At 47.0% G+C, this 24,200-nt stretch carries 27 protein-coding genes; 1 reads left to right on the top strand and 26 read right to left on the bottom strand.

Features of this window, described 5'->3' with window-relative positions:
• Positions 1-29: 29 nt before the first annotated feature.
• The 13 genes from trpE to mtrB all read right to left on the bottom strand — a co-directional run bounded on the left by trpE (position 30) and on the right by mtrB (position 11,788).
• The gene (gene trpE, locus AC1S8V_RS18860) at positions 30-1,598 is read right to left on the bottom strand and encodes an anthranilate synthase component I (RefSeq protein WP_482070311.1); all 1,569 of its coding nucleotides are present in this window, start codon (positions 1,596-1,598) and stop codon (positions 30-32) included.
• Positions 1,599-2,100: 502 nt separating this feature from the next.
• Positions 2,101-2,478 (bottom strand): chorismate mutase, encoded by a 378-nt coding sequence (gene aroH / locus AC1S8V_RS18865; RefSeq protein ID WP_047843558.1) that lies wholly within the window; start codon positions 2,476-2,478, stop codon positions 2,101-2,103.
• 5 nt (positions 2,479-2,483) lie between these two features.
• Positions 2,484-3,578 carry a 3-dehydroquinate synthase gene (gene aroB, locus AC1S8V_RS18870; protein ID WP_482070312.1) on the bottom strand — a complete coding sequence of 365 codons (1,095 nt, stop codon included), beginning with the start codon at positions 3,576-3,578 and terminating at the stop codon, positions 2,484-2,486.
• A gap of 1 nt (position 3,579) precedes the next feature.
• Positions 3,580-4,749, bottom strand: coding sequence for a chorismate synthase (gene aroC / locus AC1S8V_RS18875; RefSeq protein ID WP_062835188.1), 1,170 nt, complete (start codon positions 4,747-4,749; stop codon positions 3,580-3,582).
• Between the two features lie 179 nt (positions 4,750-4,928).
• Positions 4,929-5,723 (bottom strand): CheR family methyltransferase, encoded by a 795-nt coding sequence (locus tag AC1S8V_RS18880; RefSeq protein WP_482070313.1) that lies wholly within the window; start codon positions 5,721-5,723, stop codon positions 4,929-4,931.
• A 25-nt stretch (positions 5,724-5,748) separates the two neighbouring features.
• Positions 5,749-6,192 (bottom strand): nucleoside-diphosphate kinase, encoded by a 444-nt coding sequence (ndk, locus tag AC1S8V_RS18885; RefSeq protein WP_482070314.1) that lies wholly within the window; start codon positions 6,190-6,192, stop codon positions 5,749-5,751.
• 193 nt (positions 6,193-6,385) lie between these two features.
• The gene (locus AC1S8V_RS18890; RefSeq protein ID WP_062835191.1) at positions 6,386-7,360 is read right to left on the bottom strand and encodes a polyprenyl synthetase family protein; all 975 of its coding nucleotides are present in this window, start codon (positions 7,358-7,360) and stop codon (positions 6,386-6,388) included.
• Between the two features lie 346 nt (positions 7,361-7,706).
• Complete coding sequence (locus tag AC1S8V_RS18895; RefSeq protein WP_482070315.1) at positions 7,707-8,327, bottom strand: UbiX family flavin prenyltransferase; 621 nt, start codon at positions 8,325-8,327, stop codon at positions 7,707-7,709.
• Entirely contained in the window at positions 8,327-9,193 is an 867-nt protein-coding gene (locus AC1S8V_RS18900; RefSeq protein ID WP_482070316.1) for a UbiA-like polyprenyltransferase, read from the bottom strand. The genes AC1S8V_RS18895 and AC1S8V_RS18900 overlap by 1 nt, the downstream gene beginning before the upstream one ends.
• Positions 9,186-9,914 carry a demethylmenaquinone methyltransferase gene (locus tag AC1S8V_RS18905; protein WP_264927490.1) on the bottom strand — a complete coding sequence of 243 codons (729 nt, stop codon included), beginning with the start codon at positions 9,912-9,914 and terminating at the stop codon, positions 9,186-9,188. The genes AC1S8V_RS18900 and AC1S8V_RS18905 overlap by 8 nt, the downstream gene beginning before the upstream one ends.
• A gap of 15 nt (positions 9,915-9,929) precedes the next feature.
• A complete protein-coding gene (locus AC1S8V_RS18910; RefSeq protein WP_482070317.1) occupies positions 9,930-10,793 on the bottom strand; it encodes a heptaprenyl diphosphate synthase component 1 in 864 nt (287 codons plus the stop codon).
• A gap of 101 nt (positions 10,794-10,894) precedes the next feature.
• On the bottom strand, positions 10,895-11,446 hold the full coding sequence (locus AC1S8V_RS18915) for a hypothetical protein (RefSeq protein WP_482070318.1): 552 nt from the start codon (positions 11,444-11,446) through the stop codon (positions 10,895-10,897).
• A 120-nt stretch (positions 11,447-11,566) separates the two neighbouring features.
• Positions 11,567-11,788: a trp RNA-binding attenuation protein MtrB gene (mtrB, locus tag AC1S8V_RS18920; protein ID WP_017687697.1), complete on the bottom strand. Its 222-nt coding sequence runs from the start codon at positions 11,786-11,788 to the stop codon at positions 11,567-11,569.
• Between the two features lie 147 nt (positions 11,789-11,935).
• Here mtrB and AC1S8V_RS18925 point away from each other — a divergent pair, with 147 nt between their 5' ends.
• On the top strand, positions 11,936-12,097 hold the full coding sequence (locus AC1S8V_RS18925; RefSeq protein ID WP_482070319.1) for a hypothetical protein: 162 nt from the start codon (positions 11,936-11,938) through the stop codon (positions 12,095-12,097).
• A gap of 66 nt (positions 12,098-12,163) precedes the next feature.
• On the opposite strand, the gene AC1S8V_RS18930 is transcribed toward AC1S8V_RS18925, so the two are convergent.
• The 13 genes from AC1S8V_RS18930 to der all read right to left on the bottom strand — a co-directional run bounded on the left by AC1S8V_RS18930 (position 12,164) and on the right by der (position 24,116).
• The gene (locus AC1S8V_RS18930; RefSeq protein ID WP_024630670.1) at positions 12,164-12,436 is read right to left on the bottom strand and encodes an HU family DNA-binding protein; all 273 of its coding nucleotides are present in this window, start codon (positions 12,434-12,436) and stop codon (positions 12,164-12,166) included.
• Positions 12,437-12,653: 217 nt separating this feature from the next.
• Positions 12,654-13,640, bottom strand: coding sequence for an ABC transporter permease (locus tag AC1S8V_RS18935; protein WP_062835197.1), 987 nt, complete (start codon positions 13,638-13,640; stop codon positions 12,654-12,656).
• Positions 13,637-15,154: a sugar ABC transporter ATP-binding protein gene (locus AC1S8V_RS18940; RefSeq protein ID WP_482070320.1), complete on the bottom strand. Its 1,518-nt coding sequence runs from the start codon at positions 15,152-15,154 to the stop codon at positions 13,637-13,639. The genes AC1S8V_RS18935 and AC1S8V_RS18940 overlap by 4 nt, the downstream gene beginning before the upstream one ends.
• A gap of 113 nt (positions 15,155-15,267) precedes the next feature.
• The gene (locus AC1S8V_RS18945; protein ID WP_482070321.1) at positions 15,268-16,365 is read right to left on the bottom strand and encodes a sugar ABC transporter substrate-binding protein; all 1,098 of its coding nucleotides are present in this window, start codon (positions 16,363-16,365) and stop codon (positions 15,268-15,270) included.
• A 217-nt stretch (positions 16,366-16,582) separates the two neighbouring features.
• Positions 16,583-18,061: a stage IV sporulation protein A gene (gene spoIVA, locus AC1S8V_RS18950; RefSeq protein ID WP_482070322.1), complete on the bottom strand. Its 1,479-nt coding sequence runs from the start codon at positions 18,059-18,061 to the stop codon at positions 16,583-16,585.
• A 456-nt stretch (positions 18,062-18,517) separates the two neighbouring features.
• Complete coding sequence (locus AC1S8V_RS18955; protein WP_482070323.1) at positions 18,518-19,297, bottom strand: hypothetical protein; 780 nt, start codon at positions 19,295-19,297, stop codon at positions 18,518-18,520.
• A gap of 27 nt (positions 19,298-19,324) precedes the next feature.
• Entirely contained in the window at positions 19,325-19,675 is a 351-nt protein-coding gene (locus AC1S8V_RS18960) for a 2Fe-2S iron-sulfur cluster-binding protein (protein ID WP_482074524.1), read from the bottom strand.
• Positions 19,676-19,692: 17 nt separating this feature from the next.
• Positions 19,693-20,310, bottom strand: coding sequence for a hypothetical protein (locus AC1S8V_RS18965; protein WP_482070324.1), 618 nt, complete (start codon positions 20,308-20,310; stop codon positions 19,693-19,695).
• 83 nt (positions 20,311-20,393) lie between these two features.
• Positions 20,394-20,573 carry a DUF2768 family protein gene (locus AC1S8V_RS18970; protein ID WP_017687688.1) on the bottom strand — a complete coding sequence of 60 codons (180 nt, stop codon included), beginning with the start codon at positions 20,571-20,573 and terminating at the stop codon, positions 20,394-20,396.
• Between the two features lie 173 nt (positions 20,574-20,746).
• A complete protein-coding gene (locus AC1S8V_RS18975) occupies positions 20,747-21,022 on the bottom strand; it encodes a stage VI sporulation protein F (RefSeq protein WP_145322508.1) in 276 nt (91 codons plus the stop codon).
• Positions 21,023-21,125: 103 nt separating this feature from the next.
• Positions 21,126-22,166 (bottom strand): NAD(P)H-dependent glycerol-3-phosphate dehydrogenase, encoded by a 1,041-nt coding sequence (locus AC1S8V_RS18980; protein WP_482070325.1) that lies wholly within the window; start codon positions 22,164-22,166, stop codon positions 21,126-21,128.
• Positions 22,159-22,782: a glycerol-3-phosphate 1-O-acyltransferase PlsY gene (gene plsY / locus AC1S8V_RS18985; protein WP_482070326.1), complete on the bottom strand. Its 624-nt coding sequence runs from the start codon at positions 22,780-22,782 to the stop codon at positions 22,159-22,161. Before plsY ends, AC1S8V_RS18980 begins: the two co-directional genes overlap by 8 nt.
• Positions 22,783-22,793: 11 nt before the next feature.
• Entirely contained in the window at positions 22,794-24,116 is a 1,323-nt protein-coding gene (der, locus tag AC1S8V_RS18990; RefSeq protein WP_482070327.1) for a ribosome biogenesis GTPase Der, read from the bottom strand.
• Between the last annotated feature and the right edge of the window lie 84 nt (positions 24,117-24,200).

Raw genomic sequence — 24,200 nt, forward strand, 5'->3', positions numbered from 1 at the left:
GTTCAAGTTCATCTCCGGTCTCTCCTCTCTCAGTTCTTATTGGCCGCTGCTGTGACAAAGTAATCTGCATTCGCCAGTCTCAACGTACTGTCTTTGTCTTTGGCAGGAAACATTGCTTCTGCTGTTCGAATCGCCTTAAGCAGCGCTTTGGCTTTGTTAACTGTTTCCTCATATTCATTCTCAGGCACGGAATCCCACACGATTCCCGCTCCGGCCTGTACATATGCTTTTCCTTTTTTGAAAATAATCGTACGAATCGTAATACAAGAATCCATGTTACCCGAGAAACCAAGGTATCCGATTGCTCCTGCATAGGCACCCCGTGCCTCTTTCTCCAGTTCTGCGATGATCTCCATCGCACGCAACTTCGGTGCACCGGATACGGTTCCTGCTGGCAGGCATGAGAGAAATGCATCGAAGAAATCCTTGTCATCTCTAAGCTCGCCCGTAACGTTGGACACCATGTGCATAACGTGAGAATACCGTTCAATCTCCATGAACATGTCACACTTCACACTGCCGAAGCTGGATACGCGGCCCAGATCGTTACGGCCCAAATCAACCAGCATCAGATGTTCCGCACGTTCTTTCTCATCCTGTAGCAGATCAGCAGCAAGTGCACGATCTTCCGCTTCTGTTGCCCCCCTAGGACGTGTGCCTGCAATTGGTCGTGTCTCCACACGATTTCCGTCCACCTTGACCAGTGCCTCCGGCGAGGTGCCGACGATAATCTCATCATCCATCTTGAGATAGTACATGTAAGGCGATGGATTTAGCGTCCGAAGCACGCGATACACGTGAAGCGGAGAAACTTCCGTATCAATGTGGAAACGCTGGGATAATACCACTTGAAAAATATCACCTGCACGAATGTATTCTTTGGCTTGCTCCACATTGCCAATGAACTGCTCCTTCGTAAGATTGGAGCGTATGTCCCCCAGTTCCACGTCTCCCGGAATGGAACGCGGATTCAGATTTTCCCCGGGTCCTTGCTGCTGCAAACGCTCTGCGGCCTGCTCCAGCTTCTCCGAAGTCACTTCATACGCTTGCCGTATCTCATCATCCGTCGCTCCGTCTTTGACGTGTACATTACCGACTAACAGCATTTGCTGCTTCACATGGTCAAACACGATAATCTGGTCACAGAACATAAAGCGAATGTCATCCATATTCAGGTCATCCAGCGCGTGAGCTGGAAGCTTCTCATAATAGGACAGCAGATCGTATCCGAAGAAACCAATTGCCCCACCTGTGAATGGTGGCAGTTCATCATCTTTTGGGCTGCGGTACTTACGCAGCAATGCTTTCAGTTCTTCAATCGGTTTTCCCGGCAATTCACGGGTCTTCCCTGCTTCTTCTACAACAATCCGGCCTTTCTTCGCCGAAATCATCAGGAACGGATCTGTACCGATGAACGAGTATCTCGCCCATTGAATACCACCCTCTACACTTTCCAGCAGGAATGCACGGTCGTTGTCAGCATAACGGCGGAATATTCGAATCGGTGTCTCCATATCTGCCAGAATCCGTTTGACTACCGGAATCAGATTATACTCATTCGACATTTTCAGTACTTGATTAACGTTTGGCGTTATCATCAGATCACGTCCTTTCAGATTTGGGTAGAAGAAAAGGTTATATGTACAAAAAAACCTCTACCATCAGGTAGAGGTTTGGTTATAAGCTGTATTCAACAGGGTGATGCTTCATAAATAACAAGTCCCTATACTTCGCTGTCGGATTATTCACAGGTCGCTGAATTGATGCATCTCACATCATCTAATTCGGGAAAATATATCAGTTATAACACTTCAATTACTCATTCCAATATTTCGTAAAATATAGGAGAGTGCATTGATTGTGTTTATACCAAAATATATCAAAACAAAGATGTCCTATGACACGTTTGTTTTCCCTGTTCCTGTTACCTATTCCGTAGCACGACGTACCGTGAATCAGTTGACCGGTTTCTGTTGCCCCGGTTACCACCCACTGGACTCTGCTATATACTCCACTAGCTCAGCTGCTCTCAGCTCAATCTCTACTCTACTCAACTGGTTCTCACTATACATCATTATGATCGGTTTGACAACCCACTACTTAAGAGCCAGAAGGTGCTGCCAAATCCGGACGTAATGCCTGTGCACCGTTCAGATACACATGGTTGATTTCATTTTGAGCTTTGTTTGTATTCACATGCACCATGAAACGAATGCACTGCGCCAAGGCACCTTTAACAGGAACCTCCAGTGCACACATTAGTGGTACGAGTTCCCAGCCATCCAGTTGGCGAATAGCTTTTGCGGGGAAAGCAGCATCCAGATCCCCAGTTAACGTAATCCACACACTGCAGATATCTTCCGGTTGGATCTCATTGCGATCCACGATCTCCTGCAACAATACAGCCGTTTCCTTCAAAATCTGTTCTTCGTTGTTCTGCGTGACTGTTGTAGCCCCGCGAATTCCCCGTGTGACCATTGCTGTTATTCTCCCTTCCTGAGCATCTCAATGACGTCCCGAACTGCCGACACAGGTACGTCCTTCACAATTCTTGCAGCCCCAATCCGATCAGGAATGATAAACACCATATGACCTTCACGGAACTTTTTGTCATGCATCATTGCTTCTATTAATGCATCCGTGTCCAGATGCGCAGGCATCGTTGTCGGAAGGCGAAGTGAACGCAACATGCGGACCGTATCTTCATAGAGCCCTGCTGGCGCACCAAGCTTCTCACCAAGCAATGCTGATCCAGCCATACCGATCGAGATCGCTTCTCCGTGCAGGAATTCTCCATAACCGGCAATCGCTTCAATGGCATGACCAATCGTATGTCCCAGGTTCAACAACGCACGTTCTCCATTTTCACGTTCGTCTCTGGATACAATCTCTGCCTTAATACCACAACCGCGCTCCAAGCCGTATCCTAATGCTTCCGGATTAAGCGCAAGCAACTCTTCCGCATGCTCCTCACACCAATATGCAAAAGCCTCATCACGGATCAGCCCGTGCTTCAGCATCTCTGACAAACCTGCCGAAACATCTCGTGGCGGCAAGGATTGAAGTGTGTCCACATCATAGAGTACTAGCTCGGGCTGGTGGAATGCACCGATCATATTTTTGGCTAGCGGATGATTGACCGCTACTTTGCCGCCCACACTGCTGTCATGTGCCAAAATCGTTGTAGGTACTTGAACAAACTTAATTCCACGCATATATGTAGCAGCAACAAAGCCAGCCAGATCACCTACGACACCCCCACCCAGGGCCAGAATCGCAGAACTCCGATCCAGTTTGCCTTCGATCGCAACGGTCATCATATCCTGGTACACCGAAAGGGATTTCGATGTTTCACCAGAGGGGACAACTGCCGATACGACTGTATAACCAGCCGTACGCAGCGTTTGCTCCAAACCTGACAAGTATTTGGGAGCCACATTTTCGTCTGTAATGATGAGTAACGGACTTTTTTTGGTCAAGCCATATTGCTCAAAATATTGAGGTGCTTGCGCCAATAGGCCGCTACCAATCAGAATCGGATATGAGCGTTCCTCCAACTGTACCGTCAGCTGACGCATATTAGTAATTCTCCAGTTGAGCGTTATAGCTGGCAACGTTCGCACGGATCTCTTCCATCGAATCCCCGCCGAATTTCTCCAGGAACGCTTTGGCAATTTCCCACGCTACAACATGCTCCATAACCACACTCGCTGCGGGTACAGCACAAGCGTCTGAGCGCTCAACCTGAGCCGTGAATGCTTCTTTCGTATCAATATCGACACTTTGCAGTGGCTTATACAACGTTGGGATCGGCTTCATCACACCACGTACAACCACTGGCATACCGTTCGTCATCCCACCCTCGAATCCACCGAGACGGTTGGTTGCCCGGTGGTAGCCGCGCTCATCCGTATGCATGATTTCATCATGCACCTGTGATCCACGAATGACTCCGGCTTCGAATCCGATTCCAATCTCTACACCTTTGAATGCATTAATGGACATTACGCCTTGAGCAATTCGTGCGTCCAGCTTGCGATCGTATTGAACATAACTTCCCAGACCAACAGGCACACCTTCAACGATACACTCCACAATTCCTCCGATGGAGTCACCTTCCTGTTTGATCTGGTCAATGTAGGCTTCCATCTTCTTCTCTGTCTCAGCATCTGTGACACGTACAGAGGAAGCTTCTGTCACTGCGATCAGTTCATCAATCGGAAGGTCCTGATAAGGAGCTTCGATCTCTCCAATGCGAAGCACGCGCCCAGCTACTTTAATCCCGAATTCAGCCAGGAACTGACGTGCAATGGCACCACATGCCACACGTACCGTTGTCTCACGCGCACTGGAACGCTCCAGTACGTTACGCAAGTCTTTGAGATTATACTTGAGTCCACCGTTCAGATCGGCGTGTCCGGGACGCGGACGATGAACGCGACGTTTCTCTTCGTCACTGCCTTCGATCGGCTCAATATTCATAATATTCTGCCAATGTTTCCAGTCATTATTTTGAACAACCAGCGCTACCGGAGCACCTGTTGTATATCCGTGACGGATACCACCAACGAAATTGGCCTGATCCTTCTCGATCTGCATCCGGCGTCCACGGCCATATCCCTTTTGGCGGCGGTGAAGCTGGAAATTCAGTTCTTCAAAGTCAATCGTCAAATTACTTGGCAATCCTTCAATAATAGCGGTCAATTGGGGTCCGTGCGTCTCCCCTGCGGTTAAATAGCGTAAACTCATAATACGTTCCCCCTTTAAACTGTTAAACTTCACATTGCTAAAATCCCATAATTTCTTTGCTTATTATAGTATAGCTGACCGGCTTTGACAAGAAAGTTGGCTCTTTCTTGTACTTGATATACAAATAACCGCCTGAAACACATGTACATGTGCTTCAGACGGCTCAACAACCAATATCATTATTTCTTCCGATAGAAGAATGTCTCTGCTGTCTCCAGACCATATTGTCCCGGGGAGAAGATCTGCTCCGTACTGCCCACAAACAAAATACCGCCTGGACGCAAACTTGCTGCAAATTTGTGATACAACAAGTTTTTGGCTTCTTCGGTAAAATAGATCATGACATTCCGGCACACAATCAGATCGTACCCATCGTCAAAACGGTCCACCAGCAAATTCTGTTTCATGAACTTGATTGAATTTTTGAGTTGCTCATCAATACGGTATACCAAGCCATCCTGTTTGAAGTAACGGTTCGCCGTTTCCTTTGGCACATCCTTAAGTGAGCGTTCCATATAACGCCCTTCCTTGGCTTTGGCGAGTGCACCTTCATCCAGATCACTTGCCGTAATGGAGCTGTCCTTCAAAATGCCCATCGTGTCCAGAATCATGGCGAGTGTATAAGGTTCTTCACCTGTTGAACAGGCTGCACTCCAGACTTTGACACGACGCTTGGAGCCCAGCAGCTCAGGCAGGATCTCGTCCCGCAGCACTTCCCAACGATTGGGATTACGCCAGAATTCCGACACGTTAATGGTCATACGATCAAGGAACTCGTAGAACAATGATTTATCTTTCTGCATAGCCTCAAAAAAGTTAGAAAATGTATGAAACCCGTTTTTGTTGCGAAGTGTGGTCAGCCTTCTTTTCATCTGGCCTTCCTTGTATTGAGCAAGATCAATGCCTGTGCTCTCTTTGATTTTACGAATGAATCCGGTGTAATCCGGGTCTAGTAGTTGTTCTTGCTCCAGCATCGTGTATCACCCTTTTGGCTAATAATTACAACCAGGCTGCGATGCTCTTGTCGTATACCACCAGTTCATCTGAAGTAAAGAAATTTGCTGCTTCACGGGAAGCACTTTCCGGTGAATCTGCCCCATGAATCAGATTATGTGGTGTGTGGCTGGCGAAGTCTCCGCGAATGGTACCCGGAGCAGCTTCCTTCACATTGGTTTTTCCGATGACGATGCGCGCAAGCGCCACAATATCGTCCCCTTCCCACACCATGGCAAATACAGGCCCAGATGTGATAAAACGAACCAAATCATCGAAAAACGGTTTGCCCTCATGTTCAGCATAATGGCGTTTTGCCTGATCCTCAGACATCTGCACCAATTTGCCTGCCACCAACTTAAATCCTTTGTCTTCCAGACGGCTAATAATTCGACCGATCAATCCACGCTGCACACCATCCGGCTTCACCATCAAAAATGTACGATCCATCAGCTCACTCCTCACTCACGGTTCAAAGTTAATCACTATGTAAACGCAATCCCTCTGATTGTAACATACATGTCCAAATCCTCCCAATGAGGAATTTCACACGTCTGTTTTTCTTCTAGTGTGAGCACCTGTGTCAGACCCAATCAACTATGCGTTGTCCAGTCCAACAAGTGAGTCTTGGGTCATACGAAGTTTAATGTGTACGTTTCACCACAAAATGAGCAATATCACGCAAATTTTTGGTCGTCTTGATGTTAGGCAGCTGATCCAGAGCATCGAGCGCTTTCTTCATATATCGGTCAGCAAGGGCTTCTGCTTTAGCAATTCCTTGACTTTGGCGAATCATTCCAATTGCATCCGATGCACTTGCCCGTCCTTCTTCATGCTGGACACGGGAAATCTCCTTAAGCAAAGGTTCCCGCAGATCGGACTCTTGGAGCGCATACAGCACAGGGAGAGTGATATTCCCCTGCTTCATGTCACTGCCAGGTGGCTTGCCAAGTTGTTTCTCCGTACCTACCAGATCAAGTACATCATCTTGAATCTGGAAAGCCATCCCCACATTGTAGCCATAAGTATACAGCAGGGAAGATACATGCTCAGGGGCACGTGTGGCCAAAGCTCCTAACTGACAACTGACCGCAATCAGAAGTGCTGTTTTACGGCGAATCCGTAGCAGATAATTACGAACACTTTGTCCCGTATTGAAAAAGTCCCGAATCTGCTCCATCTCACCGATGGACATCTGTACCATGGCTTTGGCAAGGATGCGATGAATAGCCGGGTCAGATAATCCGGCAGTCATTTCAAGTGCCTTACCGTAGATATAGTCTCCAGTGTACATGGCAATCCGATTATCCCATTTTGACTTCACCGTTGGTTTCCCACGACGTGTCTCCGCATTATCAATAACATCATCATGGACGAGGGATGCGGAATGAATGAGTTCCAGCGGAACCGCAACCAACTTCAGACGTTCAATATCATATGTACCAAATTTCCCGCCAAGTAACACAAAAACGGGCCGCAACCGTTTCCCTCCTGCTTTAAGCAGATGAAGCGACGTTTCACTAAGCAGCTTCTGTTCTCCTCGAACACTGCGATACAACTCTTTCTCAATGTAATCCATGTCCTTTTTTAACAACCCGAAAATATCCAATAGTTTCATTCGTTCACCCGTATCAGCGTATTGTCAGTCCATAAATCCATGCTTACCTTCCCCTCCAGCAAGTCGGGCCTGCAGGCATGACGAAAAACCCGGCTTACCGTTCTTGCTTGTGTTCTTCTATAAGGTAATCTAACGTATTATTCTTCTTCGAATGTCATGGCCGACACCCGGGAATTAAACTCTGCGACTTGTTCTGAAACAAAAGTACAGAAGTTGCCGGAGCATGGGTCAAGACTGTGGTACATGAAGACTAACCATCAGCACTCACCAATACCCCGGGAATCGGGGGACAACTACACCGCGCAACGCCCTGTCAAAAAAGACAGCCGTGGATCGGACTCAATCGTTATCCCCGTTCATCCGGTTCTCCCCATCTTTTAAAAAGTTGATGTGGGATGCGCAAGCTATCCAGCACTTTCCCCACCAAAAACAGAATCAACTCATCCATACTCTGAGGTTTGTAATAAAAAGCAGGCATAGCTGGTATCATTCGTACACCAAGACGGGAGAGCTTCAACATGTTTTCCAGATGGATCGCATGAAGAGGCGTCTCACGTGGTACGAGGATCAACGTCCTTCCCTCTTTCATCATAACATCAGCTGCGCGGGACATCAGATTATCCGACGATCCTTGCGCGATGGATGAGAGAGTTCCCATGGAACAAGGCATGATAATCATGCCTTCGGCCAAATAAGAACCACTTGCGATGGAGGCCCCTATATCACTCACAGGATGATAGATCAGAGAACCGGCACGGTTGCCGAATTTTTCTTCCAGCACCCCGTCCCGATTCGTCACATCCCAGTCCATTTCTTCTTTCAGTACACGCCACCCTGCATTGGATATGACCAGATGAACGGTATAATCCAGATCAAGCAGCGTTTCAATTAATCGAATGCCATATATACTGCCACTCGCTCCGGTAATTCCGACAACCAGTCGTTTATTGTCCGGCTGCTGTACCATTACTTCACCGCCAGATCAATCAAAGTAAACGTAAATACGATTAAACTAAGCAAACTGTTCATGGTAAAGAATGCCGTTTGAACACGGCTCATATCATTAGGCGATACAATATAGTGTTGATAGAACAGAATTCCATACGTAACCAACATGCCTGCGCCATACCACCAGCTCAGATCTGTCATCAACAATAACGCAAGAAAACCAACCGCAGTAACTACATGGAAGAACTTGGCGATCTGCAATGATTTGGCTAAGCCAAAACGGGAAGGTATGGAATGAAGACCCTCTCCCTGATCGAATTCCAGATCCTGACATGCATAGATAATATCAAAACCTGCTGTCCAGAATACAATCGTAACGTACAGCACAATCGCTGTCCAATCCATCGTACCCGTTACAGCTACCCAGCCACCAAGTGGTGCTAAACCAATCGTCATTCCAAGAACGACGTGGCATAACCATGTGAATCGTTTGGTGTACGAATACAGTACCAGCATAAACACAGCAATGGGTAACAGCTGCATGGATAATACATTAAGATTGGATGAGGCCCAGAATAACAATATAAATGAGATAATGACGAATATAACCACTTCACCATTTTTCAACAACCCTGCCGGGATGGCTCTCATCGCGGTACGCGGATTTTTGCCATCAATGGCTTGGTCAATAATTCGGTTCAAACCGAAAGCTGCACTACGTGCACCGACCATCGCAAGTAATACCCACATAATCTGCATCCAGGTTGGGAACGTATCGTTCACTACCATGGAGCCGAGAATGGCTCCCATAAATGCAAAAGGTAAAGCAAAAAGCGTGTGTTCAATCTTGATCATTTCTAAAAAGATGCGAATTTTCCTAAACATGCTGATTCTCCTTGGTTCCAATATGCAGTGCCGCGATACCTCCGGTCAGAGGGTAGGCCTGCACTTGCTGCAATCCAGTTTCTGCAAAAATATCTGCCAGTTCCTTCCTTCCCGGAAAAATGGCCAGTGAGTCCGGCAGCCATTTGTACTGCTCAAAACTTTTAGCAAACACTTTGGCAAGATTCGGTAAAACCTTCTCAAAATAAAAATAATAAATGCCTTTGAACGGCTGCCATGTTGGCTTGGACAATTCCAGGCACACAACCATACCGCCCGGTTTGACCACACGTTTCATTTCAGACAACACTTGTCTGAGATCAGGTACATTACGCAGACCGAACCCGATCGTCACATAATCGAACGAATTGTCCTCAAAAGGAAGTGACATGGCATTTCCCTGTGTCAGGGTAATCTGCTTCTGACGCTGCACCGCATTGATCTTTGTCTGGCCGACCTCCAGCATGTTGCTGCTGAAATCAAGTCCGTGCATGTGCCCTGTTTCACTTGCCTCCGCCATAGCGAGCGTCCAGTCACACGTGCCGCAGCACAAATCAAGACCGGTGTCGCCTTTGGACATGTTCATCTTTTTCATCGTGAATTTGCGCCAAGCCTTATGCCTGCGGAAACTTAGAATATCATTCATGACATCATATTTTCCGGCTATACTCTGAAAAACCGAATGGACATATTCTTCTTTCGGTTTGGTCTCTCCGCTCCCCATTCGTCTGTCTCCCCCTCAATCTTCCCTTACTGCCGCATGTGAAGGCTGCAAATATGCCAAGTAAGGCTCAAGAATTACATGTATCTCATGCAAGCCCATTCGTCCTTCCTCGTCTTGCAACAACAGTTGAATGCGGTGTGTACACTCGCGAAGCTTGTCCAGCAAAACCTCGCCAATCCTATGCTTCAGCACCATAGCGTTCCATACACGTGCATCCGGTTCAGATTGACGCAGCACATTGCGCTCATCGTCTTTCCCATGCCCATATATGTGCCAGTATGCATAGCTGTGAAGAAATTGTTGTTCGTCATTCATTCGCTTCAGTTCTTCCACGATCGTCTCGCAGGAGCTGAATTCGGTCAACAGGCTGTTCCATAATGACTCTTCGTTATCCTGAATCATGCCTGTAAATGAAAGAAACAGCTGCATCCTCAGCTGTACCGTTTCACGCAAGTATTCATCAGCCGAAACGAGAAGCTTCTTCATCCGTTCATACAGCGTCATCTTGCGTGCGTTCACTTCGGATACTGCACCACTGAGTTTGCCAATCATTTCAATTCTGCCCGCTTGGGCAAGCAATTGATAAAAACGGCTACTTAAATAATCCCCGGCGAGTACATTCAGCTGACGCGAACGCATCTCCTGCTCTCTACGCTCTCCGGAAATGGTATCGATTCGATCATGCGTATCCATGGCCAACTGAACGAGCGAAGTTGCAAGAGCGTATAACTCTTGATGCACCTTTTCGTCTGTGCGGCCCACAAATACCTGCAACAGACGTGCCCGGCTATCCGGAAATGATGGGATTTCCGTATGTTGTCGAATCATGTCGTAATCCGTATATTTCTTTGCTAGTTGGGGTACGCGATATGAATTCATTCTCAGCCTCCGAGCCTTAACATTGTTAAACCATTTCTGCACTACAATCTTATATATTATAGCATATGTTGAACGGGCACGCACTGAATCCTGCTATTCTATTACCCCTGACTTGTCATTTCGAATTGCTTCTTCCAGAGTTCGGTCTCCATCAGATGAAACCAGTCCTTCAATTCATCCGAAAAGGCCGCACTTTTCCAGTTTCGTAATGTTTCAATCGCATACAGGGGCCACTCTCCACGCCGAATATCAGCAGCAAGCAACAGATGTCTTTTATGCATCCATTCATCTTCTGCCATCACACGCAGCAGCACCTGTTCGACGTTATCCAGAGTCCGAAAACTCAGCTCCGCCACAGCTGCCATGTTCTCATAGATTTCAGTGTAACTCGTACCCGTGCCCTTTACCTTAAGGTCCAGTGTCAAAATGGACTGTTTCCATTCTACTCTCGCAATGGGGGTAGATAGCTGCATGGTGCTAAGCACATCTACGAGATTGTCCTCCGTTAGCTGGACTGGTTGATGTGATGCGGAGACTGGCTGAACGTTTTCTCCGCCTGATGTACGCATATGTAAGGTTTGTATCGCAACAAGCAGAAAGACCGCCGCAACCGTTGCCAGTATTGAAGCAGTAACAATCATCCGCGGTTTCATATACGCCTCCCTGCCTTTACCTGTTAGTGTAGTCTGTCCGGTAAAGGCTCATACCTCATTGTACAATGAAAAAAAGCAGGCTATGCCTGCAATCTTCATTTGAACGTATTCAACCGTCCATTACTCTGATTCAATCTGTCCATGCTTGGTAATCAGCGTGGCTTTGCCCCGGATTTTAATAGCTGAAGTATGGGTGGTAAACTGGGCAAACATCACTTCACCCTTGTCCAATTTCTCAGTGTGATGAAAACGTGTATCCTGACCTCGGGTTAATCCGATCACCTGGACACCATTTTCCTCTGCCTTAATTACAATATAATCATTGCCGGTTGGATGATCCATCACGCACGTCCCCTTCTCTAGTTCGATAGCGTTAATGATGATTAAGATTGTTTCATTTGTCAACCAGCGCCTTATGCGAATGAACCGCAAGAATCGGCTATCCTAGGGTCATACTACAGTTGTACATCCACAGAAAGGAGAATCTGCATGAAGTACACCCCTGCTGCACTCACAGACGAGCATATTCATCAATTAAAAGAAATTGAACAGCATCTGTCCGCAGCTGCTGGCAAAGAATTGATTCTCGTTGCTTATGCCGGGCAACCGGATGATCCTGAACCCTCGGATACCCGAAAGAATCATCATTAATGGGCAAAAGAAAAGGCCGTGAACAAGTCACGGTCTTTTTGTCGACATATGGAATATGTAGAAATCTTATTTAATTCCGTCTTTGAGCGCTTTACCTGGTTTGAACGCAGGAATTTTGCTCGCAGGAATTTCGATTTCTTCACCTGTTTGCGGGTTGCGTCCTTTACGTGCGGAGCGCTCGCGAACTTCGAAGTTCCCAAAACCAACCAATTGTACTTTATCTCCGCTTTGAAGAGCCTCAGAGATTGCTTCGAATACGGCATCAACCGCTTTCGTTACATCTTTCTTGGACAATTCAGTTGCTTCGGATACGTGTGTAATCAAGTCTGATTTGTTCATTTGTTTTTCACCTCCTGAATCAATGTCCTGAATGTTATACTGTGTTTCCGTTTTATAGCGAAATATACGTTCATACGCAAAAAATCTACGTACATCTTGAGCGATGAACACAAATCTCCGCCAGCGGTCAACAGTCATTTTCGGCAGAATGTCGCCTGAAACCAAGGGCATTTCAGACGCCGAACAAATTTCATACTAATACAGACAGCCCACAATTTCAAGTCCGGTTGCGGTTTAAAACGTAAAATGTAACCGCCAGGGCAAGCACGAGAACCCCACCTTTTACAATATCATGCGTGAAATACTGTACGTTCATCATCGTCAAACCGTTCACAAGTACACCAATCAGAACCGAACCAATGAAGGTTCCGATGACATTGGGTTTACCCGCGCCAAACACAGAGAAACCGACAAATACTGCGGCTACGGATTCCATTAACAACGGTGATCCTGCATCAATCTGCCCGGACCCTACTTTGGAAGCGTAGATGATACCACCGATTGCTGCAAACACTCCAGCGGCTACATAGGCGAGCGTACGCACCTTTTTCACCTTAATTCCGGACAGACGCGCAGCCTCCTCATTACCACCTGTAATGTACATCTGGCGTCCATATTTGGTATACGTCAAAAAGATATGCACACCGATGACCGCAATAAGCAGCAGGATGACTGATATCGGCATACCTAGCCATTTACCCTGCCCTATAAGCAGAAATGTCGGGTCCATCTCTCCTGCAGCTTTGCTTCCATCAGGGAACTGCATATGATTATAAATGGTATATCCCTGTGCATACGTTTTGTGAATGCCCCCAATGATGTACATCGTGGCAAGGGTTGCAAGCAGATCCGGAATACGCAATTTTACGATCAGTAAAGCGTTCAGTAAACCAATAACAGCGCCAATAATCAGTGGCACGATAATTACGATTGCCAGTGGCTGTTGATACCAAATCATTAACGAAGCAGTAACGACGGTGGTCAGTGAGACAGTCGCTCCCACCGAGAGATCAAATCCATCAACAATGAGAGATAACGTAACACCGATCGCTACAAACGTAACGATAGAGATCGAGCCCAAAATATCGGTCAAGTTACTGTACGTAAAGAAATAAGGCAATTTAATGCCGAAAAATGCGATAACACCTATGATGACTATAATCGCCCCGTAACGGAACGCAAAATCCAGTGATTTATCCTTCATGATTGCACCTCTTGTCCACCGCTTGCATAGTATAGCAGCTGTTCTTGGTTAGTCTCGCCTCGTTTGAACTCTTTTACGATAACACCTTCGCACATAACAGCGATTCGGTCACCAATTCCCATGCCTTCATCCAGTTCACAGGTGAAATAGATTACACCCTTACCCGCCAAAGCCAGTTCATTGATGATGCGGAAAATGTCACTTTTTGCCCCAATATCTACGCCTTTGGTTGGCTCATCAAATATAAATACATCCGCATCCGCATTAAGCCATTTACCAATGGCTACCTTCTGCTGGTTACCACCGCTTAAATATTTTACTTCCTGCTTCACTGACGATGTCTTGATTCCAAGCTGTTTCACCAATGACTCCGCATTCAGACGTTCACGCTTGCGGCTTACGAAACCTAATGTACTAAGGTGACTAAGCAAAGGCAGGCTTAAATTCCGTTCCACGTTCTCCTGAATCAGAATTCCTTGTTTACGTCGCTCCTCCGGTACAGAAACAATTCCCAAAGCCGCAGCATCCGCAGGCTGAGACAGGCGGAGATTACGGTTGTTAAGCCGGATCTCGCCTGCCTCCAGTCGATCTGCGCCAATAAGCAAGCGAGAGCTTTCCGTTTTGCCGGCGCCTACCAGACCCACTACAGCGAGGACTTCACCTCGGTGTACAGAAAGGTCAACACCTTTGACCTTCACTCCACGACGAAGCCCACGTGCCTCCAGTAACAGTTCTCCCACGGGTGCTTCCGTTTTCGGAAACTCTTCTTCGAATGGTTTGCCCAGCATCTGTGTTACCAAGTCGTTAATTGTCAGTCCTTTTGCTTCACCGGTGAATACATGTTGTCCATCTCTCATAACCGTAACGCGATCACAGTGACCCGTCACTTCAGCAAGACGATGGGTAATGAAAATGCAGGCTACGCCCCGTTCCTTCAACAGATGAACAATCCGGAAAAATGCATCCGTTTCTTCCTGACTCAGCGGTGCAGTAGGTTCGTCAAAAATGATGACCTTGGCATCCTGAATCAAAATCCGTGCCAGCAGTATCATCTGTTTTTCTGCAAGCGTCAGATCGGCCACTTTTTGGTGAACGGATATGTCCGCCCCTAGTTGCTTCAACGCCTCAACCGCACGCTGTTGCAGCTTACGCGGACTTTTCCACCAACCCCCAGCAGATGAAGCCAGCTGATCCAACATAATGTTCTCCGCAGCCGTCAGCTGTGGCACCAGTGCCGCATCCACTTCCTGATACACACAGTGAATCCCACTTGCCTTTGCATCTCCCGGAGAACTCAAATGAAGCGATTGTCCACTCAACTGAATGGTACCCTGATCCAATGGATAGGCACCGGACAGTATTTTCATTAACGTGCTCTTACCGGCACCATTGGCACCCAGCAGCGCGTGAATCTCCCCGCCTTTTACAGAGAAATTCACATCCTTCAGTGCAGGAATGCCTGAAAACTGCTTGTGGATATGTTCCATTTGAAGCAGAATCGGTGCAGTGCTCATGATGTTAACCTCCAATCGTTCCCTTCCGGGAGCATCCCTTTTTTCATCCAGACCACACATAGCTTCATTATGGTTGAAAAAGCGCGCCTTGCGGCGCGCTTCCCTTACGCTGCTTATTTAGCAGTAATTCCGTATTCGCTCATCCAGTCCTTGATTCCCTGTGTGCTGCCTCCCCAACCTTCAACGAACTCCGACAGCTCCGAAGTGGAGATTTGTTTATCTGGCAAAGCTTCACGTTGAACATAGACCGGGTTAAGCACAACTGCATCTTCCGTCTCGTCCCCGTTCAGTTTCTGATAAGCATAACGTACTTGTACACGTCCGATGTCTGTTGGATCAACCGCAGCAGAAGCAACCCAAGGATTTTTCGGGTCCTGAATCATTTGCAGATCCTCATCACTCATATCGATACCATACACTTTGATCTCGTCACGTCCGGCTTGTTGAATCGCACGTGCTGCACCTTTGGCGAACTCATCCCATGCAGTCCATACAGCTGTAATCTCACCTTTTGGATATTGCTTGAGAATAGCTTCCATTTTGGCTTGAGTATCCAGCGCCGGGTTCTGTGCAGAACCGAATGTAGCTATTTCCTTAATATCCGGATTTGCTTTCATGAATTCACCGTATGCAATCTGACGGCGTTCCATCGGTGCGAAGCCAGCCACCCATACTTTGACAATGTTGCCTTGTCCATTGATATCTTTTTTCATTTGCTCCAGCGTAAGCTCAGCCATCTTCTGGTCATCCTGCGACAAGACTGTAGCTCCCGGAACACTAATAGCTGCATCGAACACGACCACTGGAATGTTCTGTTCTACTGCCTTCTTCACACCTGGCTCCAGCAGGGAATCCCCGTGATCCGTGAGAATGGCATCGAATTTCTGGTTAATTGCGCTATCGAGCAAGGATACCATCTTTGCTTTGTCATTATCGGCAACAAACGTCGTCAGTTCTCCACCGAATTTTTCGATTTCTTCTTTCACACCCTGTACATATTGCTGCGAGAAAGTACCTGTATTAAATTCCATAATAAGTGCAATCCGTTTGCCGCTTAGAGGGCCTGTGACTGCTTCCGTTTTCCGTGTATCATCTGATGCACCCGAAGCCGGGGTTGCTGCCGGTTCTTTTTTGATTCCGCAAGCGGACAGCGCCAATGTGAATACTAATAACACACTCAACCATACCCATTTTGTCTCTTTTCTTTTCATCTCTGTCTCCCCCTGTCCACTCTCTGTGATCTCGATCACAATAGTTGAATATTAATATAACGGCTAATCCCTAGTATGTAAATGGGTTTTAGCAATTTAAAGCTAAAACTCGCTAAGTTTTTTCGAAAGTACTATTCTTTCTATCCATTTCATCCAAAATAAAGAAATCACATAAAAAAGACCGCGAGGGGATGCCCCCTTACGGTCTTTTGATGTATTACAGAATGATAGCGATCAAGCCGCCTGAACCTTCGTTAATGATTCTTCCCAGCGTCTCTTGCAATTTGTATCTTGCATTATCCGGCATCATGGCAATCTTGCCCTGAATACCTTCTCGCACAATGGAGTGCAACGAACGACCGAACATGTCTGAATCCCATACCTTGATCGGATCGTTCTCGAAGTCCTGCATCAGGTATCTCACCAGTTCCTCACTTTGTTTCTCCGTGCCGATGATTGGAGCGAACTCCGATTCCACATCAACCCGAATCATGTGAATGGACGGTGCCGTTGCTTTCAGGCGTACGCCAAATTTGGTGCCCTGGCGAATGAGCTCAGGTTCATCCAGAGCCATCTCGGCGAGAGATGGAGCAGCAATGCCGTATCCGGTCGTTTTGACCATCTCCAGCGCTTCTGCGAAGCGGTCATATTCTCTCTTCGCATGCGAGAATTCCTGCATTAATTGCAGCAGATGATCCTTGCCTCGAATTTCAATTCCGACCACTTCCACGAGAATCTGATCATACAGTTCATCCGGCGCATACAGGTCAATTTCGGCTACACCTTGCCCCATATTCATGCCACTTAGACCTGCGCGATCAATGAATTCATATTCCATGAACTGAGCCACAACCCGATCCACGTCGCGAAGTCTGCGAATATCCTTGACGGTATCCCGTACGGAATTTTCGTAGTTGCTGCGCAGCCAGTGAGTCTCGTTGAGCACCATAACCCAGCTCGGCAAGTTGACATTCACTTCATGCACAGGGAACTCATAGAGCACTTCACGAAGGACACCCGTCACATCATCTTCCGTCATGGTGGCTGCACTGAGTGTCATCACCGGAATGTCGTATTTGGCAGCAAGCTCACTACGCAATTGCAAGGCTTCTTCACTGCGAGGACGAGTGGAGTTGATGACCAGGACAAACGGTTTACCCACTTCTTTCAATTCTTCAATGACCCGTTCTTCGGATTCCACATAGGAACTGCGGGCAATTTCGGCGATTGTGCCATCTGTTGTGACCACAACACCCAGTGTGGAATGCTCCTGAATGACTTTGCGAGTACCAATCTCTGCAGCTTCCTGGAATGGAATAGGCTCCTCGAACCAAGGCGTGGAGATCATGCGCGGACCATTCTCATCCTCGTATCCCTTGGCTCCTTCCACCGCGTACCCTACACAATCCACAAGGCGTACATTGACATCGAGTCCTTCGGCCACCTTGATCTGGACTGCGTTATTCGGTACGAATTTGGGTTCCGTAGTCATGATGGTTTTACCTGCTGCACTCTGTGGAAGTTCATCCACCGCCCGGCCACGATCTGCCTCGTTAGTGATGTTTGGTAATACAATGGTTTCCATGAATCGTTTGATAAATGTTGATTTTCCCGTCCGGACTGCGCCGACAACCCCGAGATAAATATCCCCTCCGGTCCGCTCAGCTATGTCCTTAAAAATGTCCACTTTCTCCAATGAAATCCCCTCCCTAAATTACTCCGAAGGAAAAATGCTAAAGAGCATCCGCTTCGTTTTTTCAATCAGAAGACTGAAATCCCTGCAACGGTAGAGCCGCCTTTGTGAGTGCCCGGAAGTCGTCCGCCGCCGAACGTTGCATTCTGATGAAACCGGCGAGAGCGGCGTTAACTCGTACATGCAATTGGACTAGTATCATCTTATGTATCCGTATGCAGCAATATGACGCGTATTTTTGTTTTTTTATCTTATGGTGATGACATTAGGTTAATCCCCCGATCTCGGACTGCGCGTCTTTATTTCAATCTACTTTATGTGATCCGTGAAGCTTTTATGACTGTTGCTGCTCATGATTTCATAATAAAAAAGAGATATCCCGTAGTTGCGGAATATCTCTACTTAAGCCATTGGAGCCATGGTGGTCATGCAGCTAGATCATTTGAATTGCAACCCTGCTTATTTTATTGATTGTGCAACTGGTGCATTATTTATCCAAGCGTAGGGGAGCGATTTTACAGGTACGAAGTAGGAGTGTTCCAATAGAAAATCCCGAACATCTTCAGTCTCTGCTGGAGACACATCAGACTTTTCCACCGCCTGCATAATGTCAAAAGCATAATCCACATATACATTACCTTCTTCATCCATCATAAAAGGTAACGCCTGACCGGAATATACACTATTCAACGTAATGGAAGGAGTACCTGCCTGTGCAGCCTGCTCCATATCCACAGCATATAGACCGGGATACAGTTCTTCCCCGCTTGGCAACTTATTGTTATGTACGGTCTTGTATTGATTAACCATTCGTTGCACATCATTTACTTTCTGCACGGTCAGAAGATCCATCACTTTAACGGTTGGATTCACTTCTTCATCCTGGATAAGGAAGTAAGCGCTACCACCGCTTTCAAAAGCCGTTCCCGGTATTTCATCCAGATACCCCATTTGCTTCAACTTGGGCAAATCCACTCTGAATTTTTCATATTTCGGCGTTTGCATGTCTGCATTGATGATTGGCAAAACACCCTCATCTTGCTGGAATGTCTCTACCGCACTCTGGATACGGCTCACGCTTTCCCGATAGGCTATCTTAGGGTCCGAATTGCTCTGCGATGGATACATACAACCAGTTGCTGTAAAAGCAAACAACAGGAGTAACAGCAGCCCCCCCATCTGATGCATACGACGCTGCTGTCCGCTTCCTTCTACATATTTTGGCTTGTTCCTGATCATTCGTATCCCCCTTGATTAACTCTTATCTCAGAACCAGTCGTCTTCCTGTTGTTGACGTTCCAATTGTTTTCGAATAGCTGCCTTCAGAGGGTCCTCAGGAACATGAACCGATAGAGATCCACACACCTTGGCCTGACAAGACAGTCGTGTACCTGCTTCCAACAGTGAACCCAGCTTACGTTTTTCTGCATCTGTTGGTGGATACAGTTCCGCCCGATGTTCTTCGTCCACGTTCACTTTGCACATCAGACAAGCGGCTTTACCATCGCATCGAGTCGTAATCTTGACTCCGGCACGTCGCGCTGCATTCAGAAGTGTTGCCCCTGGTTTGAGTACTATCGATTTGTCCATGGGTAAAAAAGTAATCTTATAGTCCATCATTTTCCTCCCTCAACCTACTGGGGCCATGCAAAGCCAACAAGTTCCTCCACTTCTGCTCTGAAGCGGCTTGACCATACATTCTGTTGACTTAACAGCGTCATTATAGATTGATGTGCATGCGCTTGCTCACGCATCTGTCTAGCAATGGCTACATAACGATCTTCACGACCTCGCAGCAGATTAAACAACAGCTCATGCGCAAGCGGCATCAGTCTCATGGTATACGAACCCACTTGTGCTACTGGTGCATGCGGAGCAAGTACATGTTCAATCTCGATGCGGTACCAACTTTTGCGAGCCCATATTTCGAAACCACCAACCAGTTCCAGCGCACATGCACCCACCTGGTAGTGGCTCAGCAGGGAAGCATAAGGTCCTGTCTTGTCCACAGCAGGCTCGTCAAGCATTTCCCCCGGAGCGATTCGGTGAAGTACCTTAGCAGCAGCAACATCCGCATATATATCAATATCTCTCGGAGCCTGTTGCAACTCCACCCCCTGAAGCAGCAACCCACAGCTTCCTCCAAGCAACCATGTCTGTGGCTGTGTGTTCCAGGCTTTGGCCGTTTCCAGCAAAGCCGCGTGTAATTCCGGATAACGCTCTGTCCGACCCTCCGTATCATGCGGCCCCATAGGCTCACACTCCCCTCATCCGTGTTCATTGTGTCAGTTCTTATGATGTGCTTATGCGGATGTTGTCCTTCAGGCGTAGGAAATCAGGTCAGAGAAGCGATTCCGCCGAAAAAGCCAATCAGCATAATCAAAAATGCAATCAAGGAAAGAATCCCCCGTACAATGCCTTTTGTTTTGGCACGAGCAAACGTAATCAGGAATACAGATAGTCCCATAATGAGGATGGCGACCAATGACAGCCACATCTTGTCCATTGCGCTCATAATCCAGTAGTCTCCCCTTCAGTCCGATATTCATCACTGACACTGTGACAATTGCAACCATTATAACACGAAATTCAGCTCAACTTTCCAAAAAAAAGACAAAAAAGCAAGCCGACAGGAGCCGACTCGTCTTTTTGTCTTACTGGATCACCTGCACAAGCAGGCGTGATCTATTATTTTTTCATCATCATTTTCATTAACGATTCCATACTGTTTGGATTCAGTCCGCTTTTCTTGACCGCACTCACAATATCCTTAACCGTATCCTCAGATACCGGAACTTTCGCCATGGCGGATACTTGTTTGATCAATTGGCGCAACTGAGCTTCATTCTGGATCGTTGTTGGTTTCACCGTGCTTGCCAATTTCTTGACGGCACCTTCCGTTATCGTTTTACCCGTTTTTTTGTTGATTGCATTCAGTGCATCTTTGGAAATGTTGTTACCCATTCGTCTCCCCTCCTCCGGCAATACTCATGTGTATAGTATGAGTCTGCTACAGAAAAGGTGAATAAGCTTCTTATTTCACAAGGTACGTTTAGGCTGATTACAATCAGGAATGCCACTGCTCCCAGGTTTCAAGTTTCATGACTTCCATTTCAGTCTTCGGGTCACGTCCCATCAAGGCTTCAACCGCATCGCGCGGCTGTCTCTCCTGGAATAAAACGTGATACAACTGATCCGCAATCGGCATTTGCACACCGTATTTTTGCGAGATGAAATAGGCAGCTTGCGTAGTTCGAATGCCTTCTACCACCATGCCCATGGACTGCAGAACATCATCCAGCTTCTGTCCCTGGCCCAACATGGAACCTGCTCTCCAGTTCCGGCTGTGCTGACTTGTAGCCGTTACGACCAGATCCCCGATTCCGGCAAGTCCCGAAAACGTTAACGGATTTGCTCCCATCTCCACACCAATACGTGTGATCTCTGCCAGACCACGGGTCAATAACGCTGCTTTGGCATTATCACCGAATTGAAGACCATCAGACATGCCTGCACCAAGAGCAATGATGTTTTTGAATGCACCTGCCAGTTCAACACCGATCATATCCCGATTCGTGTAAACCCGGAAATAGGCATTCATAAACAAAGCTTGGGCAGCCTCGGCAGATGCCTTATCCAGTGAAGCCACAACCACTGTTGTTGGACAACGCTTCACCACTTCTTCCGCATGGCTTGGGCCAGAAAGAACAACAACACGTCCTTCTTCACATTCAAGCTCTTCTGAAATGACTGTGGACATCCGTTTCAGGCTTTCTGTCTCGAAACCTTTGGTTGCATGAATAACTAACATCTCGGGCTTATAATAAGCCTTAAGCTGGTTCGTAACTGCACGCATGGCTGAAGATGGCGCAACAATTAACACAGCTATAGCGCCTTCCACCGCAGCTTCCATATCAGTTGTTGCTTGAATCCGTGGTGAAAGCTCCGCATCCGGAAGATAGCGAGTATTGGTGTGCTTGCTATTGATTTCGTTAGCCTGGTCTTCACCACGTGTCCACATCATCACATCCAACTGATTGGCAGCGAGTACACTGGCCAGAGCCGTCCCCCAGCTTCCAGCGACCAGAACAGCAACTTTTTTAGACAACTCGTTTACCCCCTCCAGGGTTTTTCGATCCCAATTTATTTTCCTGCCCTTTGGCGAGCTTCGCAATATTAGTACGATGTCTCCAGAACGCAAACAGACAAATAATCAGACTCCCCCAGAAGATATTCATTGAATATCCGGGTAATACCAAGATAAAGATGGGTGTAAATGCTACGAAAATCAGAGACCCCAATGAAACATATCGTGTCAATACAATAGACAGAATGGCGATCACCCCAGCACATAACGCAGGCAGGAAAGCAAGACTCACCAGAACACCAATGGCTGTGGCAATCCCTTTTCCTCCACGAAAATGGAAGTAAAGCGGCCAGTTATGTCCTGCAATGGCTGCTATACCACTGAGTGCAGGAATCCAGGCAGAACCGTCGCTCAGCCAGATTCCAATCCATACAGCTACAACACCCTTAAGTACATCAAGTAGCAGAACAGCAATTGCCGGTCCTTTACCCAAAATACGCAATGTATTGGTAGCTCCTGCGTTTCCGCTTCCGTGCTGACGAATATCGATCCCCCGTATCGCTTTGGCAAGGAGGACACTAAAGCTGATCGAACCGAGCAGATAACTCAGCACAATCGCTGCGATTTGTAAAATCACACACTTCTCCCCTAACTTTCGTCGGACTTCCTCCGAGTAAATATGCGAATTGGTGTTCCTTCGAAATCAAACGCTGCACGGATTTTATTCTCCAGATAGCGCTCATATGAGAAGTGCATCAACTCAGGGTCATTCACAAATATAACCATGGTAGGCGGTTTAACTGCAACCTGCGTTACATAGTTAATTCTCATTCTCCGTCCTTTGTCCGTTGGAGGAGGGTTAATTGCAACCGCATCAGATACTACATCGTTAAGTAGATGTGTTTGCACACGTAACGAGTGTTGCTCTGCTACCCGTTGCACAACCGGCAACAGTTTTTGTAGGCGTTGTTTTGTCAGGGCTGACAAAAATACGACTGGAGCATAAGTCATAAACAGGAAGTGATCCCGAATTTTTTTCTCAAACTCTTTCATCGTCTTGTCATGCTTCTCAACCACGTCCCATTTGTTCACCACAAACAAAGACGCTTTGCCAGCTTCGAATGCATATCCTGCAATATGCTTGTCCTGTTCAATAATGCCTTCTTCACCATTAATGACAATCAGAACAACATCTGCACGCTCAATCGCACGCATCGCACGCATTACACTGTATTTCTCAGTTGTTTCATATACTTTACCACGCTTACGCATACCTGCTGTATCAATCAGCACGTAACGTTGGCCATCTTTTTCAAAAGGTGTATCAATTGCATCACGGGTTGTTCCAGCCACGTCACTTACAATGACACGCTCTTCACCAAGAATAGCGTTAACCAGTGAAGATTTACCCACATTAGGACGTCCGATCAGAGCTACACGAATGACATCTTCATCGTAAGTCTCTTCCTCAAGGTCTGGCAACTTCTCCACAATCGCATCAAGCAAATCACCTACACCTGTACCGTGACTTCCGGATACGCCGATGGGATCACCGAAGCCGAAACCATAAAACTCATAAATGAGCTCACTTCGTCCAATATTATCCACTTTGTTAACGGCTACAACAATGGGCTTTCCTGAGCGGTACAGCATCTCTGCGACCTCTTCGTCCGATTGCGTAATACCTGCTTTTGCATCACACATGAATACAATAACATCCGCTTCTTCAATAGCGAGCTCTGCTTGCATCCGAATCGATTTTAAGATGACATCTTCACCATCAATTTCGATACCACCTGTATCAATAATACTAAATGGTTTACCGTTCCATTCACCGATTCCATATATGCGGTCACGGGTAATGCCCGGCTTGTCTTCCACAATGGCCAGTCTGTCGCCGATGATCCGATTGAAAATGGTGGATTTACCCACGTTCGGTCGTCCGACAATTGCCACAACGGGTCTTGCCATACATTCCACTCCTCCTGTCCATACTTACGATACTCATCATAGCAAAAAAGATATGTCTTGGCTAACGTTTCATGCCAAATTACT

Source organism: Paenibacillus sp. B46(2026) (genome assembly GCF_056786355.1).